The organism is Marmoricola endophyticus, from assembly GCF_014644415.1.
Taxonomy (GTDB): Bacteria; Actinomycetota; Actinomycetes; order Propionibacteriales; family Nocardioidaceae; genus Marmoricola; species Marmoricola endophyticus.
The window spans coordinates 2,661,636-2,676,571 of sequence record NZ_BMKQ01000001.1; the positions used below are offsets into that span (position 1 = coordinate 2,661,636).

The 14,936-nt window shown below is 73.4% G+C and carries 15 protein-coding genes; 10 read left to right on the plus strand and 5 right to left on the minus strand.

The genetic code is table 11. The features are described 5' to 3' along the window. The first annotated feature begins 116 nt into the window (after nt 1-116). From IEX42_RS13050 to IEX42_RS13070, 5 genes are read left to right on the plus strand one after another with little or no spacing between them, the layout of a single operon-like run. Entirely contained in the window at nt 117-1,190 is a 1,074-nt protein-coding gene (locus tag IEX42_RS13050) for an Rv3626c family coenzyme F420 biosynthesis-associated protein (protein ID WP_229660849.1), read from the plus strand. Next, nucleotides 1,187-2,197 carry a tRNA lysidine(34) synthetase TilS gene (gene tilS / locus IEX42_RS13055; protein WP_188780156.1) on the plus strand — a complete coding sequence of 337 codons (1,011 nt, stop codon included), beginning with the start codon at nt 1,187-1,189 and terminating at the stop codon, nt 2,195-2,197. Before IEX42_RS13050 ends, tilS begins: the two co-directional genes overlap by 4 nt. A gap of 30 nt (nt 2,198-2,227) precedes the next feature. Beyond that, a complete protein-coding gene (locus IEX42_RS13060; RefSeq protein WP_188780157.1) occupies nt 2,228-3,187 on the plus strand; it encodes a hypothetical protein in 960 nt (319 codons plus the stop codon). 46 nt (nt 3,188-3,233) lie between these two features. Then, a complete protein-coding gene (locus IEX42_RS13065) occupies nt 3,234-5,093 on the plus strand; it encodes a Na+/H+ antiporter (protein ID WP_188780158.1) in 1,860 nt (619 codons plus the stop codon). A gap of 34 nt (nt 5,094-5,127) precedes the next feature. Further along, nucleotides 5,128-5,760: an MBL fold metallo-hydrolase gene (locus tag IEX42_RS13070; RefSeq protein ID WP_188780159.1), complete on the plus strand. Its 633-nt coding sequence runs from the start codon at nt 5,128-5,130 to the stop codon at nt 5,758-5,760. A 10-nt stretch (nt 5,761-5,770) separates the two neighbouring features. Here IEX42_RS13070 and IEX42_RS13075 read toward each other — a convergent pair whose 3' ends face one another. The 5 genes from IEX42_RS13075 to IEX42_RS13095 all read right to left on the minus strand — a co-directional run bounded on the left by IEX42_RS13075 (nt 5,771) and on the right by IEX42_RS13095 (nt 11,043). Continuing rightward, nucleotides 5,771-6,175, minus strand: a complete 405-nt coding sequence (locus tag IEX42_RS13075; RefSeq protein ID WP_188780160.1) for a VOC family protein — start codon at nt 6,173-6,175, stop codon at nt 5,771-5,773. Nucleotides 6,176-6,192: 17 nt separating this feature from the next. Continuing rightward, nucleotides 6,193-7,446, minus strand: coding sequence for an isochorismate synthase (locus IEX42_RS13080; protein WP_188780161.1), 1,254 nt, complete (start codon nt 7,444-7,446; stop codon nt 6,193-6,195). Nucleotides 7,447-7,561: 115 nt separating this feature from the next. Further along, entirely contained in the window at nt 7,562-9,118 is a 1,557-nt protein-coding gene (locus IEX42_RS13085; protein ID WP_188780162.1) for a DEAD/DEAH box helicase, read from the minus strand. 189 nt (nt 9,119-9,307) lie between these two features. After that, a complete protein-coding gene (locus tag IEX42_RS13090) occupies nt 9,308-10,069 on the minus strand; it encodes a hypothetical protein (RefSeq protein WP_188780163.1) in 762 nt (253 codons plus the stop codon). Beyond that, nucleotides 10,066-11,043: a L,D-transpeptidase family protein gene (locus IEX42_RS13095; protein WP_229660850.1), complete on the minus strand. Its 978-nt coding sequence runs from the start codon at nt 11,041-11,043 to the stop codon at nt 10,066-10,068. The genes IEX42_RS13090 and IEX42_RS13095 overlap by 4 nt, the downstream gene beginning before the upstream one ends. A 105-nt stretch (nt 11,044-11,148) precedes the next feature. On the opposite strand from IEX42_RS13095, the gene IEX42_RS13100 reads away from it, so the two are divergent. From IEX42_RS13100 to IEX42_RS13120, 5 genes are all read left to right on the plus strand, one after another. Beyond that, entirely contained in the window at nt 11,149-11,838 is a 690-nt protein-coding gene (locus IEX42_RS13100; protein ID WP_188780164.1) for a demethylmenaquinone methyltransferase, read from the plus strand. A gap of 7 nt (nt 11,839-11,845) precedes the next feature. Further along, nucleotides 11,846-12,895 (plus strand): hypothetical protein, encoded by a 1,050-nt coding sequence (locus tag IEX42_RS13105; protein WP_188780165.1) that lies wholly within the window; start codon nt 11,846-11,848, stop codon nt 12,893-12,895. A 246-nt stretch (nt 12,896-13,141) separates the two neighbouring features. Further along, a complete protein-coding gene (locus IEX42_RS13110) occupies nt 13,142-13,501 on the plus strand; it encodes an NADH-quinone oxidoreductase subunit A (protein ID WP_188780166.1) in 360 nt (119 codons plus the stop codon). 139 nt (nt 13,502-13,640) lie between these two features. After that, on the plus strand, nt 13,641-14,195 hold the full coding sequence (locus IEX42_RS13115) for a NuoB/complex I 20 kDa subunit family protein (RefSeq protein ID WP_188780167.1): 555 nt from the start codon (nt 13,641-13,643) through the stop codon (nt 14,193-14,195). After that, nucleotides 14,195-14,935, plus strand: coding sequence for an NADH-quinone oxidoreductase subunit C (locus IEX42_RS13120; RefSeq protein ID WP_188780168.1), 741 nt, complete (start codon nt 14,195-14,197; stop codon nt 14,933-14,935). Before IEX42_RS13115 ends, IEX42_RS13120 begins: the two co-directional genes overlap by 1 nt. Nucleotide 14,936: the final 1 nt, after the last annotated feature.

Consider the following 14,936-nt stretch of genomic DNA (forward strand, 5'->3'; position numbering starts at 1 on the left):
AGGTGGTCGAGCCGTGAGGAGCGCCAGCGACGAGCGACGTCGAGACCCGGTGAGGTACCAGGCGGACATGCCCACGGCGGACCGGGGCGGTCGGTGCGGGTCCGTAGGGTCGTGCCATGAGTGACAAGCCGTCGATGGTCGACTGGGAGCTGGCCGCGCGGGTGGGCACGCGTCTGGCCGGTCCGGGACCCGAGGTCTCCTCGAGCGAGGCCGCCGAGGCCGTCGCGGAGCTGCGGCAGGGAGCGGCCACCGCCAGTCCGCTGGTGCGCGCGTACACCGGCCTGGTCACCGAGGCCGGCACGGCACCCGTACGCGTCGTGGACCGCGCCGGCTGGATCGAGGCCAACCTGGAGGGGTTCGCCCAGCTGGTCACGCCGCTGGTCGACCGGCTCACAGAGAAGCGCGGCGACCCCGGCCGGGTCGCGCGGGCCGTGGGGTCCCGCGTCTCCGGCACCGAGGTCGGGGCGATGCTCGGCTTCCTGTCCGGCAGGGTGCTGGGCCAGTTCGACCCGTTCCACGGTGCGGGGGCGGTCGACGACCCCGGCAGCGTCGTGGGGCGGCTGCTCCTCGTCGCACCCAACGTCGTCCAGGTCGAGCGCGACCTCGACGTCGACGCCACCGACTTCCGGCTCTGGGTCTGCCTGCACGAGGAGACCCACCGGGTGCAGTTCACCGCGGTGCCGTGGCTGCGCGACCACCTCTACGACCAGGTGCGCGCGCTCGCCGACGGCATCGGCACCGACCCGGCCGAGATGGTCGGGCAGGTGGTCCGGCGGGCGCGCGAGATCATCGGCGGCGGGACGAAGGACATGAGCCTGGCCGAGATCTTCGCCAGCCCCGAGCAGCGCGAGGTCATCGACCGGGTGACTGGCGTGATGAGCCTGCTGGAGGGCCACGCCGACGTCGTGATGGACGGCGTCGGCCCCGAGGTCATCCCGAGCGTGGGAGCGATCCGCCGGAAGTTCACCCAGCGCCGCAAGGGCGTGGGCGTCCTCGACCGGCTCGTGCGCCGGCTGATGGGGATGGACCAGAAGATGGCGCAGTACCGCGACGGCGCCGTCTTCGTCCGCTCGGTCGTCGACAAGGTCGGCATGGACGGCTTCAACGCGATCTGGACCGAACCCGCCACGCTGCCCTCCAAGGCCGAGATCCACGCCCCCGAGACGTGGCTGGCCCGCGTGCACGGATGACCGGGCCGCACCCCTCGGTCGCGGCGGTCCGGCTCGCGGTCCGTACCGACCTCGCCGACCTCCCCGAGGGCGCTACCGTGCTCGTCGCCTGCTCGGGAGGCGCCGACTCCCTCGCGCTGGCGGCCGCGACCGTCGTAGAGGGGCGTGGCTCGTCGTGCCGGGTCGTCGGCGTCTGCGTCGACCACCAGCTGCAGGAGGGCTCCGCCGCCCAGGCCGACCGGACGGCCGACCAGCTGCGCGCGCTCGGCGCCGACGAGGCCGTGGTCGTGGCCGTCACGGTGAGCGCCGCCGGGCTGGGGCCGGAGGCGGCCGCCCGCGAGGCGAGGTACGACGTCCTCCGCGAGCTGGCGACCCGCTTCGGGGCCTCGGCGGTCCTCCTCGGGCACACCCGCGACGACCAGGCCGAGACCGTCCTGATGGGCTTGACTCGGGGGTCCGGCGGCCGGGCGCTGTCGGGGATGCGTCGCGCGTTCGAGGTCTTCCGACGGCCGCTCCTCGACGTCACCCGCGCCGACACCGAGACGGCGTGCCTCGCCGAGGGTCTCGAGTGGTGGGAGGACCCGCACAACACCGACGACCGCTTCACGCGGGTCCGCGTACGCCGCACCGTGCTGCCGCTGCTCGAGGACGAGCTCGGCCCGGGGGTCGGCGCCGCTCTGGCGCGTACCGCCGACCAGCTGCGCGAGGACGCGTCGTACCTCGACGCCGTCGCCGACGACGCGCTGGGCCGCGCGGCCGTACCGGGCGGCCTGGCCGTGGACGCGCTGGCGTCGCTGCACCCTGCCGTACGCCGCCGCGTCCTGCGGCTCGCGGCGGTCACCGCCGGCTCGCCCACGGCCGACCTCTTCCGGGTGCACGTGCTGGCGCTGGACCGGCTGGTGACCGACTGGCACGGGCAGGTGGGCGTCGACCTCCCGGGGCCGCTGCGCGTCGTCCGCCGCGCGGGGGTCCTCGACTTCACCGGCGCCTCTCCCTCCGACGGCGGCTCGGGCTCGGGGCGGGGTTGACCGTCACCTCGGTGGGGATACGGTCGAGGAATGGGGTTCCTCTCCCGTCGACCGTGGGCCGGCAGGCGCCGCCGTCGACGGGCGCGCGGCGCCGGTGACGTACCGGCCGACCCGGCCCTGCCGATGTTCCCCGACCCCGTGGTGGCCCACCGGTTCGCGCGGCTGGCGCGCGAGGTGTTCGCCGAGCACGGGCTCGAGTGCACGTACGCCGACGGGCAGCTGCGGGGCAGCGACGGGCACAGCTACGGCCTGACCAACGTCGCTCTCCTCGCCGCCGCCGGTGACCGGCGCGCGTGGCGGGGCCTGCTCGACCAGCACGTGCAGGGGATCGTGACCGCCCACGCCGTCCCCAAGCAGCGCGAGCTGGCCAGCGTGGCCGACCGGCTCCACCTGCGGCTGTGGGCCGCCGGTGACGCCCGGCCCGCGCCGGGCGCCGCCGTCACGCTCGGTGACGGGCTGATGGGGCTGGCCTGCATCGACCACCCGGAGTACGTCGAGACCCTCACCGGCGCCCGTGACATCGAGCGGCTCGGGGGATGGGACGGGGTCCGGGCCGCGGCGCTGACGAACCTCTCCCGCCTGCGCGGCGAGCACGTGATCTCCGTGGGTGACGACCTGGCCTCGGAGGTGAAGCTGAGCACCGGCGGCTTCTTCAACGCCAGCCGGGTGTTCACGATGGAGCACCTGCTCCGCGAGGACTTCCTGGTCGAGGCCCCGGCCAACGGCGTGCTCTTCGTCGTCCCGAACCGGCACGTCGTCGCGGTCCACCCCGTCGCTGGGGAGGGGATGTTCGCCGCCATCCCCACGCTGCTGCAGGTGGCGCGGCGCGAGCACGCCGCGCCGGGCGCCGTCAGCCCGGACGTGTGGTTCTGGTGCGACGGCGCCGTCCAGCAGGTCACCCGCCCCGCCGAGGAGGGCGCCGTCGAGGTGCTCGTCGCGGGGCCGCTGGAGTCGCAGATGCGCGCGCTCGGGCTGGTCGACGAGCAGTAGGCGAGACTCGTCGCGCTCGCCTCCCGTGGGCTGGGACAATCGTGGCGTGGACATCGCGATCGGCATCGTTGCGCTGGCGGTCACCGTGCTGGTGGTCGCCGGTGGCTGCCGACGGTTGGGGCTGTCCTCACCCCTGGTGCTCATCGTGGTCGGGATCGCCGCCTCCTACGTCCCCTTCATCCCCGACGTCGAGCTGACCTCCGAGGTCGTGCTGCTGGGCCTGCTGCCGCCGCTGCTCTACTCCGCCTCCCAGCAGACCTCGCTGATCGACTTCAACGCGAACCGGATCCCGATCCTGCTGCTGGCAGTGGTGCTGGTCGGGATCACCACGGGCGTCGTCGCCGTGGTCGTGCACTGGCTGGTGCCGGCGCTGCCGTGGTGGGCGGCCTTCGCGATCGGGGCCGTCGTCGGCCCGCCGGACGCCGTGGCGGCGACGTCGATCGGCCGGCGGATCGGGCTGCCGCGCCGGGTGACGACGATGCTCGAGGGCGAGTCGCTGTTCAACGACGCCACCGCGCTGGTCGCGCTGAACACCGCCATCGGTGCCGCGACCGCGAGCGTCTCCCTGCTGGGGATCGGGCTGGACTTCGCGGTCGCCGCCGGTGTCGGCGTCGTCGTCGGGCTCGCGATCTACGCCCTGGTCGGCAGGGTGCGCCGCCACATCACCGACCCGGTGCTCGACTCGGGTCTGTCGTTCGTGGTGCCGTTCGCGTCGTACCTGATCTCCGAGGAGCTGCACGGCTCGGGCGTCGTGGCCGTCGTCGTCGCCGGCCTGCTGCTGGGTCACCGTGCACCGGTGCTGCAGACCGCGCGCTCACGGATCCAGGAGCGCACCAACTGGCAGAGCATCTCCTTCCTGCTGGAGAGCGCGGTGTTCCTGCTGATCGGGCTGCAGGCCTACCGCATCGTCGACGGAGCCCTCAACGGCGACCTCGGGCTGGGGCGAATCGGGATCGTGTGCGTCGCGGCGCTGGTCACCGTCGTGGTCGTCCGGATGGCCTGGGTGTTCATCGCCCGGCTCGCGCTGCAGCGCTCACCCGATCCCGAGGGCAAGCGACTGACCTACGGGGCGACGACGCTCCTCGGCTGGGCCGGTATGCGGGGTGTGGTCACCCTCGCGGCAGCGTTCGTCATCCCCCCGGACACGCCGTCGCGAGACCTCCTGCAGCTGATCGCGTTCTTCGTCACGGCCGGCACCTTGTTGCTCCAGGGTCTGACCCTGCCACCGCTCGCCCGCTGGCTGAAGGTCGAGGGACCGTCGGCGGCCGCCGACGCGCTGGCCAAGGCCAACCTGCTCCAGCAGGCGTCGCAGGCGGGGATGTCGTCCCTGAAGGACCTGCACGAGAGTGGCGACCAGTACGGCGTCAAGGCTCAGATCAAGGAGCGGCTCGAGCGGCGGAACTTCGCGGCCTGGGAGTCCGTCGGTGCGAAGGACGAGGACACCCCGACCGAGATCTACGCCCGGGTGCGGCAGGAGATGATCGACGCCGAGCGCGAGAAGGTGCTCGAGGTCCGCAGCTCCGGCACGGTGCCCCACGAGGTGGTCACCTCGGTGCTGTCCATGCTCGACGTCGAGGAGTCGATGCTCGAGTACGGCGAGCGGGAGCGCGACCGGGTGCGTGCCGCCGAGATCAGCGTGGTCGGCGAGGGCGGCTGCGAGCACCTGCGTGACGACACCGGCCACGTCGCGCCCGACACCCCCGGAGAGTGCGCCGAGTGCCTCGACGAAGGGCTCGCCTGGGTGCACCTGAGGATGTGCTGCACCTGTGGCCACGTCGCGTGCTGCGACTCCTCCCCGGGCCGGCACGCGACCCGCCATTACCACTCCACAGGGCACCCGGTGATGCGCTCGGCCGAGCCTGGCGAGGACTGGCGGTTCTGCTTCGTCGACCAGGTCACCGGCTGAGCGGGCGCGCCGCTGGCGGCCTATCGTCGCAGGCATGAGAGTCACCAAGCTCGGTCACGCCTGCATCCGCCTCGAGCACGACGGCCACGTGATCGTCATCGACCCGGGTGGCTTCACCGAGCGCGAGGCGGTCGACGGTGCCACGGCCGTCCTGATCACCCACGAGCACGGCGACCACCTCGACCTGGGCCACCTCGCCGCCACCGACGCGCCGGTGTTCACCGTCGAGGGGGTGGCCGCGCAGATCCGCGTCGGCGCCCCGGCGGTGGCGGAGCGTACGACGGTGGTCGCGCCCGGCGAGAGCTTCGACGTCGGCCTCCCCGCCCGGGCGGTCGGCGAGCGGCACGCCGTGATCCACGAGTCGATCCCGGTGCCGAGCAACAGCGGGTACGTCGTCTCCGCCGGCGGCACCACGCTCTTCCACCCCGGCGACTCCTTCGAGCTGCCCGGTGAGGACGTCGACCTGTTCTGCCTGCCGGTCAGCGCACCGTGGACCAAGCTGGCGGAGGTGATGGAGCACGCCAAGGCGGTCGGCGCGCCGCGCACGCTCGCGGTCCACGACCGGATCCTCTCCGAGGTGGGGCTCGCGCTCACCGATGACCGCGTGGCGGCGTACCTGGAGGGGATCGGCGACTACGTCCGCCTGCCCGACGGCGCCGAGCTCTGAGCCGGGCGGGTCAGCCCACGACGGCGACCTGCCAGGACAGCCCGTACCGGTCGTCGACCCAGCCGAACGGGCCGAACCCGTAGTCGTCCAGCGGCATGTGCACCGTGCCGCCCTCGGCGAGCGCGTCGAGCACGCGGCGCTGCTCCTCCCCGCTGTCGAGCTCGAGCCACAGCGAGACCGCCGGGGTGAGGTCCCACGCGTGGTCGACGAAGCTGTCACTGAACCGGACCCGCTGCCCGGCCAGCTCGAGCTCGGCGACCTGCACGGACCCCTCCGGTCCCGGGTCGTCGGCGCCGTACCGCTGATCGGAGATCACCCGGCTGCCCGGGAGCAGCGCGAGGTAGAAGTCCATGGCCGCTTCGGCGCTCTGGCCCCTGCCCGGCTGGAAGGTCACGAACGGCGAGATGCTGCTCATGCCACCCAGTGTGCGCGCTACTCGCCTCGGAGCGCGTCGCGCACCGGGACGAGCTTCGCCTCGGACTCGGCCAGCTCGGCGGACGGGTCGGAGTCGGCGACGATGCCGCAGCCGGCGAACAGCCGGACGGTGGCGCCGTCGAGGTGGGCCGAGCGCAGCGCGATGCCGTACTCACCGTCGCCGGACCCGTCCATCCAGCCGACGGGCGCGGCGTACCGGCCCCGGTCCATGCCCTCGACCTCGCTGATCAGCCGCACCGCCGCCTTGGTCGGGGTGCCGCCCACCGCGGCCGAGGGGTGGAGGGCCGCAGCCAGCTCCAGGGCGTTGGCCCCTGCCCCGGTGTCGTGCACGACGGCCGCGACGTCGGTCGCCAGGTGCATCACGTTGGGCAGGTGGAGGACGAACGGCGCGTCAGGCAGGTTCATCGAGTCGCAGTACGGCGCCAGGGCGTCGGCCACCGAGCGGACGGCGTACTCGTGCTCCTCGAGGTCCTTCGAGGACCGCGCCAGCGTGGCGGCGAGCGCGAGGTCGTGCTCGTCGTCGCCCGTACGACGGATGGTGCCGGCCAGCACGCGCGAGGTGACCAGCCCGCGCTCGCGACGCACCAGCATCTCGGGCGTGGCACCGAACCAGCCGTCGACGTGGAAGGTCCAGCAGCGCCGGTAGTCCCGTGCGAGTCTCCGCAGCGGCCAGCGGACGTCGACCGGCGCCGCCGCGGTGGCGACGACGTCACGGGCGAGGACGACCTTCTCGAGGTCGCCGGCGCCGATCCGGGCCACCGCGTCGGCGACGGCGGCGGTCCACTCCTCGTCGGAGAGCGCTCCCTGTGCGGTGGTCAGGCCGACCGGCGCCGCGGGCAGGTCGTACGCGGTCACGAGGTCGGGGAGCGCGGCGGACTCGCCCTCGGGTGCGGTCGTCGTCAACCAGGCGACACCGTGGCGGCGGCCCACGACCACGCGGGGCACGGCGAGCACCGAGTCGCCCGGGTCGCCGGAGAACCCGAACCCGCCGAAGCAGACGAGCCCGCTGCCGGGCACCCGGACCTCGTCGGCCACGTCGGCAGCGGCGACGACACCGCGCCACCAGTCCGAGGCGTCGAGGAAGCGGTCCTCACCGGCCGCGTCGCACTGCGCCGCCCGGCCCCACCCGACCAGGCCCTCGCCGTCGCGCAGCCACACGAACGAGTCCGTGTCCGGCAGCCGGTCGAGCAGCGCCCCCGGGTCGGGGATCTCGACGGTGCGCGAGACCAGTCGGGGCGGCGCAGGAGTCACGAGGAGCGAGAGTACGCCCGCACCCCGACGGGTACGGCCTCGGCAAGAGGCAGCGGGTCGAGTCGTGTGCTGGAGTGGTCGCTCTGACGACCGCTCCAGCACACAACGCGGTGACTCAGCGTCGGCCCGAGCTGAAGCCGGCGGCGGAGTGGCCACCGGAGCTGGTGGAGTACACCGTCTGCGAACCGCCGCCACGACGGCCGCCGCCGCTGCGTCGGCCCTTGCCTCCTCCGGCAGCGCCGTTGCCGCCGCCGCCGTTCGAGCCGCCGCCGTTGCCCTTGCGCCGGGGACGTCCGCCGCCGGAGCCGTCGGGGCGCGAGGAACCCGGCGAGCCACCGCCCTGCGCGGATCCACGACCGGACCCGCCGGAACCACCGCGCGACCGGTTGCCGCGACCGCGCTTGCGGCCGCCGCCACCGCCGTTGCCCGAGCCGCCGGCGGATCCACCGCGCTGGCCCTGCGGCGCCGCCGGCTTCTCGTCGGCCAGCCCGCCGGGCACCAGCTCGCGCGCGCCCGGGGCGAGCTCGGCCAGCAGCGGGTGGTTGTCGTCGCGGACCCGGGTGGTGGTCGGGCTGATCCCGGCCGCCTTGGTCAGCGAGCGGACGTCCTTCATCTGCTCGCCGGTGGCCATCGTGACCACGGTGCCCTCGCTGCCGGCGCGTGCCGTCCGTCCCGAGCGGTGCAGGTACGCCTTGTGCTCGACCGGCGGGTCCGCGTGCACCACGAGGGCCACGTCGTCGACGTGGATGCCGCGGGCGGCGATGTCTGTGGCGACCAGCGTCGTGGCGCGCCCGGAGTGGAAGGCGTCGAGGTTGCGGGTACGAGCGCCCTGGCTGAGGTTGCCGTGCAGGTCGACCGACGGCACGCCGCGGGAGTTGAGCTGGCGGGCCAGCGCCTTCGCGCCGTGCTTGGTCCGGGTGAACACCACGGTGCGGCCCGGCGCGCTGGTCAGGTCGACCAGCACCGGGAGCCGCTGCTCGCGGTCGACCTGGAGCACGTGGTGGCTCATCGTGGAGACCGGGGACTGCGCGGAGTCGGCCTGGTGGATCCGCGGCTGGTCGAGGTACCGCTTGACCACGACGTCGACCTGCTTGTCCAGCGTGGCCGAGAACAGCATCTTCTGGCCGTCCCGCGGCGTCTTGTCCAGCAGCCGCTTCACCGCCGGCAGGAACCCGAGGTCGGCCATGTGGTCCGCCTCGTCGAGCACGGTGACCTCGATCGAGCCGAGGTCGCAGTGCCCCTGCCCGATCAGGTCCTCGAGCCGGCCGGGACAGGCGAGGACGACGTCGACGCCGCGGCGCAGCGCGTTGACCTGCGGCTGCTGACCGACGCCGCCGAAGACGGTCCGCGAGGTCAGCCCGGCCGCCGCGGCGAGCGGGGCGAGGCTGGCCTCGATCTGCCCGACCAGCTCACGGGTCGGCGCGAGGACCAGGGCGCGGGGCGCGCCGGGGCGGGTCTTCCTCGCCGAGGCGGTCAGCCGGGCGACGAGCGGGAGGAGGAAGGCGTACGTCTTCCCCGACCCGGTCCGCCCGCGGCCGAGCACGTCGCGCCCGGCGAGGGAGTCCGGCAGCGTCGCTGCCTGGATGGGGGTGGGGGTGGTGATCGCGTGCTGCGAGAGCACGTCGACCAGGGAGGAGGGCACGCCGAGGGAGGCGAAGTCGGGCGAGGACAAGAGAGGATCCGTTCGTCGGTCTCACGCAGGACCCCGACCCGGAAGTCACCGGAGGGCCGCGCACGGAGCAGGCTCGCTACGACGTGCGGACAGCTCGCGGTGAGAAACGGTGACGAGCTGTGCTCTCAGCCTACGGGCCGGCAGGGTGCGCACGCGACTCCGCGGACGGCGCGACGGCCGTGGCCTCGGTCACGGTGCCGAGCGCAGGTGCTTCCAGAGGGTTCTCGGCGAGCGCAGCCAGCGGAGCCGGAGGTCGTCGCGGGTGAGGGGGCGGGAGGCGCGGGGAGCGGTCGTGGTCTTTCCGTCCGAGACGGTCGGTTCACGGCCCTCGGCGACGGCGGTCAGCTCGCCGGCCCACGCCTCGACGAGGTTCTGGATCGAGCCGCCGTCGGTCCGGCCGAGAACCGCGATCGCCGGTGCGACCAGGGGCCACCACAGGCCGCGGGCGGTCAGCCGGAGCTGCAGGCTGAGGACGCCGTCGACGGCCTCTGCGTGCAGACGTACGCCGAGCCAGCGCAGCCGCAGGTCGAGGTCGAGCGGCGCGGCGGGCTCCGGGCGGACCTCCAGGGTGCCCCTCAGGAAGGGGTGGGTGCTGGTGGCGGACACCGAGACGGACCGGTCGAGCCCGTCCACGGTCGCCTGCATCGTCTGCCCGGAGTCGTCGGCCATCGCCAGGCGTGCGGTGCGGAACCCGGTCGACCCCTCGACGTCGGCGGTGACCCGTGGGGTGTCGGCGAGCGCCGGCCCCTGGAGGACGTACGACGCACCGGGCGACAGGTGGGTGCCGGACACGAGACGCACCTCGGCGCCCAGGCCCCACGCATCGGGGATGTGGACCACACCGTCGCCGCCGACCTCGAGCGCGTCCAGGTCGGCCAGCTGCTGCGTCCACCAGCGCTCGACCGCGGCGCGGTCGGGCCAGGTGACGGGAGCGCTCCCACTGAGTCTCACGAGCGGTACACGATCACCTTGTCACCGACGCGTACCTGGTCGAAGAGCTTCTCGATGCCGGCCCGGTCGCGGACGTTGACGCAGCCGTGCGAGGCGCCGGCGTAGCCGCGAGCGGCGAAGTCGGAGGAGTAGTGCACCGCCTGGCCGCCGGAGAAGAACATCGCGAACGGCATCGCGGACCCGTAGAGCCGCGACACGTGGTCGCGCGACTTCGACTGCACGGAGAACAGGCCCTCGCGGGTGGGGGAGTACGACGCGCCGAAGCGGACGTCCATCACCGAGCGGACCTTCCCGTCGACGACCCAGCGGACGGTGCGGCCGGTCTTGTCGATGCACAGCGCCCGGCCGGTGGTGCAGCGCTTGTCCAGCGGCCGGTCGGTGGAGCCTGAGAAGCCGACGACGTTGTGCATCTCGCCGTACGTCGGCGTGTGGCTCATCTGCTCGATCCGGCGCAGCGTGCGGGTGTCGACGACTCCGTCGACGGTGAACCCGCGCTTGTCCTGGAAGCCGCGCACCGCCGCGGCCGTGGTGTCGCCGTAGCTGCCGGTGACGTCGCCGGAGAACCACTGCAGCGACTTCAGCCGGGCCTGGACGTCACGGACCTCGTCGCCCTTGTCGCCCGGCCCCAGCACGCGGCGCAGCGGAGCCGGCGGTGCCGCCTTCTCCGGTGCGGGGGTGGCCGTCGGCGTCGGGTCGGCCGACGTCGGTGCCGAGGTCTTCGGGGCGGCCGGCGTCTCGGGGGTCGTCGGGGCCTTCGACGGCTTCGGCGTCGGTGCGGCGGCCGGGCTCGGTGCCGCGCTGGTCGTGCTCGGCGTCGTCGCCTCGGCGGCCGGCGACTCGGTGTCGCGCGTACCTGAGGACACCAGCCCCGCCGACGCCTGCTGCACGCCGACGGCGAGGGCCGCCGTCCCGAGCAGCACGACGAGGAGGAGCGTCAGCCCGCGGAGGGTGCGGGAACCGGAGGGTCTGGCCACGGCGCCATGGTGCCAAAAGAGTCTCCTGTGGCCAGTGTGACTCGCCGTCGTGCCGCCGGCTGGAGTGCCCGGCGAGCCGTCGTACGACCCGCCTAGGCTCTCCGGGTGACTCGCGCCGACCTGGAGAAGAAGCCTGCCGAGGTGCAGGCGATGTTCGACGACGTGGCGCGGCGCTACGACCTGACCAACGACGTGCTGTCGCTCGGCCAGGACCGGCGTTGGCGACGTCTGGTGGTCGAGGCGGTGGCGCCGCGACCCGGGGACCGGGTGCTCGACCTCGCCGCCGGTACGGGCACCTCCAGCCAGCCGTTCGCCGACGCCGGTGCCACGGTCGTCCCGGGCGACTTCTCGATCGGGATGCTGACCGAGGGCAAGCGGGTGCGCCCGCACCTGCCGTACGCCGCCGTGGACGGCACCCGGCTGCCGTTTCCCGACGACACGTTCGATGCCGTGACGATCTCCTTCGGCCTGCGCAACTTCGTCGACCCCGACGCCGGGCTGGCGGAGATGCACCGGGTGACGCGGCCCGGCGGCCGGCTGGTGGTCTGCGAGTTCTCGGCACCCGTGTGGGGACCGTTCCGGACGGTCTACACCGAGTACCTCATGCGCGCGCTGCCCCCGGTCGCCCGTGCGGTGTCCTCGAGCCCGGACGCCTACGTCTACCTGGCCGAGTCGATCCGGGCCTGGCCCGACCAGCCCGGCCTCGCGACCCGCATCGACGCGGCCGGGTGGAGCGACGTCCGCTGGCGCAACCTGTCGGGCGGGATCGTGGCGCTGCACCACGCCGTGGCGTGAGGCCGCGATGACCGACGACCGCGACGGCGTCCCCGAGTCCGGGGCGTACCCCGACCCCGAGGGGATCGCCGCCGACCTGCCGCCGCTGCGGACCACGCGCATCGACGAGGCCGAGCTCGAGGCGATCTCGGCCGCCGTCGCGCGCGGCCGGATGGTCGGGCTGCGGCGGGTGCTGCTGATCTCGGTGGTGCTGCTCGCGGCCGTGGCCGTCGTCGTCTCCCGCGACCTGCTCTCGCTGGGGCCGGTCGTCCTCGTCGCGCTGCTGGTGTTCTGGCTGGGTCCCCGCACCGTCCGGTCCGGCGTCCGAGGCGAGCTCGGTCTGCTGCTCCCGGTCGGCAGCGTGGTCGGGATCGGCGTCGCCGACGACGTCGTCCGCACCGAGCGGGACGGGACCGAGCGGCTGCTGCACCCCGGCTTCGTCCGCTCGGTGAAGACCTCGAGCGCCACCGTCCAGCTGCGCACGCGCGAGGAGGAGCTGCTGACCTTCCCGCGCTCGCTGATCACCGACGCCGACGTCGAGCGGCTCGAGCGTGCGCGCGAGCGTCCGGTCGGGGGCGGCCTGCTCGCCCGCTCGCTGGCGCTGCCGTGGGCGGGTGAGCTGGGTGTCGCCGGCACCGCCGCGCGGCGACGGATGGTGGTCTCCCGGCTGCACCGCAGCCCCGCGTTCTGGGCGCTGGTCGTCGTGGGTCTGGCCTGGGTCGGGCTGCGGCTGCTGCGCGACGGCCGGCAGGGCTTCTACTGGCTCGCCGGCCTGCTCGTCCTGCTCGCCGTGCTCGAGACGCTCGTACGCCGTCGCGTCCGCCGCGCGCTCCCCACGCGGGCGGGGGCCGGGCCGGGTACGTCGTACCGGATCGGTCGCGAGGCGGACCACCTCGTGGTCGCCACCGCCTTCAGCGTGACGAGCTGGCCGCTGGACCGGCTGGCCGAGGTGACCTCGACGCACCCCGTGCTCGAGCTGCGCTGGGAGCGGCCCTCGGCGACCCTCCTCCTGCCCGCCGACGCCGTCCCCGACGACGAGGTCGGGCGGCTCCGCGCGCGAGGTGGGCGGGAGTCCTGACCCGCGCCCGGGTGTGCGCGGCGTCACGAGTCGGCGGATCCCGGCGAGGGCCGGCAGGGCTGCCTTTTCGCAACCTGAGCGTTGTCGAAGTCGTCAGGCGTGGCGCGGGTTTTCCGGGTGCGGGGGGTGGTTGGGAGGCGTCGCCCGACAGTCGTAGAGTGAGGCCCACGCCACACTCGTGAAGGTATTCACAAAGTCGCGAGTCGGTGGCCCGCACCAGGTCCGCGACCGAAGGGACGACCCGAAGTGGAGCTCTACACGCCGGTCCTCGCGCTGCTGATCCTGGCGACCGGGTTCGCCGTCTTCTCGGTGGTCATCAGCACCCAGACCGGGCCCGCGCGCTACAACCGCGCCAAGCTCGACTCGTACGAGTGCGGCATCGACCCGACCCCGCAGCCGGCCGGCGGCGGCAAGTTCCCGGTCCGCTACTACATCACCGCGATGCTCTTCATCGTCTTCGACATCGAGATCGTGTTCCTCTACCCGATCGCGGTCGCCTTCGACCAGATGAGGATCTTCGGCCTGATCGAGATGGTCCTCTTCGTCATCCCCGTCTTCGTCGCCTACGTCTACGTATGGCGCCGCGGCGGCCTGGACTGGGATTGAGAGCCACGATGCACGCGCGCTGCCGGCGTTGTCCTCGCTTGACGACCAAACCCGGGTCGCCTGCGCTCGTCCGCCTTGGCAGCGCACGCGCCTCGCAACTCTCAACACTGACGAATCACACCACTGACAGGGAGATCTGATGGGTCTCGAGGAGAAGCTCCCCAGCGGAGTCCTGCTGACCACCGTCGAGGGCGTCGCGGGCTACATGCGCAAGGCGTCGTTCTGGCCGGCCACGTTCGGTCTCGCCTGCTGCGCGATCGAGATGATGACCTCCGGCGGTCCGAAGTACGACACCGGGCGCTTCGGCATGGAGGTCTTCCGCGCCTCGCCGCGCCAGGCCGACCTGATGATCGTCGCCGGTCGGGTCAGCCAGAAGATGGCACCGGTCCTGCGTCAGATCTACGACCAGATGGCCAACCCCAAGTGGGTTCTCGCGATGGGCGTGTGCGCCAGCTCGGGCGGGATGTTCAACAACTACGCGATCGTCCAGGGCGTCGACCACGTCGTCCCCGTCGACATGTACCTCCCCGGCTGCCCGCCGCGCCCCGAGATGCTGATCGACGCGATCCTGAAGCTGCACGACCAGGTCCAGCACACCAAGCTCGGCGCCAACCGGATGAAGCAGATCGAGGAGCTGGAGACCCAGCGTCTCTCCGCGCTGCCCACCTCCGACCAGACGGGACTCCTCCGCTGATGGCCGAGGAGGGCAAGGACGAGAAGGGCCTCGAGGCCCACGACCCGAGCCACGAGGACGCCCAGCGGACCGGCGAGGCCGTCGCCGTGCGCCACGGCATGTTCGGCGTCCGCGGCACCGGTGACACCTCCGGCTACGGCGGCCTGGTCCGCACGGTCCAGATGCCCGGCGCGGCCCGGGCACCGTACGGCCCCGGCGCGGGCCCCGGCTGGTTCGACGAGGTGGCCGGTGCGCTCGACAGCGCCGGACGGGCCGCGGGGGTCGAGCAGCCGGTGCAGTACGTCGTGGTCCACCGCGGCGAGATCACCTTCCACGTCCGCCGCGAGGACGTCGCCGCCCTGGCCCGGGTCCTGCGCGACGACGAGGGCCTGCGCTTCGAGGTGCTCTCCAGCCTGTCGGGGGTCCACTACCCCGACGAGACCGGCGCCGAGCTGCACGTCGCCTACCACCTGCTCTCGATGACCCACAACCGCCGGATCCGCCTCGAGGTGACCTGCCCCGACGCCGACCCGCACGTGCCCAGCGTCGCGGCGACGTACCCCACCGCCGACTGGCACGAGCGCGAGACCTGGGACTTCTTCGGGATCGTCTTCGACGGCCACCCCGGGCTGACCCGGATCGAGATGCCCGACGACTGGCCCGGGCACCCCCAGCGCAAGGACTACCCCCTCGGTGGGATCCCGGTGGAGTACAAGGGCGCGACCGTTCCTCCTCCCGACGAGCGACGGAGCTACAGCTGAC